The sequence below is a fragment of the Salmonella sp. SAL4457 genome, assembly GCF_046548235.1.
Classification (GTDB): Bacteria; Pseudomonadota; Gammaproteobacteria; order Enterobacterales; family Enterobacteriaceae; genus Salmonella; species Salmonella enterica.
This window is the reverse complement of sequence record NZ_JBGDZO010001364.1, coordinates 1-234: the sequence shown is the minus strand read 5'-3', so window position 1 is coordinate 234 and position 234 is coordinate 1. Positions and strand designations below refer to the sequence as shown.

The 234-nt window shown below is 60.7% G+C and carries 1 protein-coding gene; it reads left to right on the top strand.

The features are described 5' to 3' along the window. Positions 1 to 17: 17 nt before the first annotated feature. Positions 18 to 234 (top strand): integration host factor subunit beta (gene ihfB / locus ACLJNW_RS28620; RefSeq protein ID WP_410962064.1); only part of this gene is annotated, 217 nt, incomplete at its 3' end.

Genomic DNA, 234 nt, shown 5'->3' with positions numbered 1-234 from the left:
AAAAAGAAGGGAAAACCATGACCAAGTCGGAGTTGATCGAACGGATCGTGACCCATCAGGGGCAACTGTCCGCGAAGGATGTCGAGTTGGCAATCAAGACCATGCTGGAGCAAATGTCCCAGGCCCTGGCGACCGGGGACCGGATCGAGATCCGTGGCTTCGGCAGCTTTTCCTTGCACTACCGCGCCCCGCGCGTCGGTCGCAACCCCAAGACCGGGGAGTCGGTACGCCTCG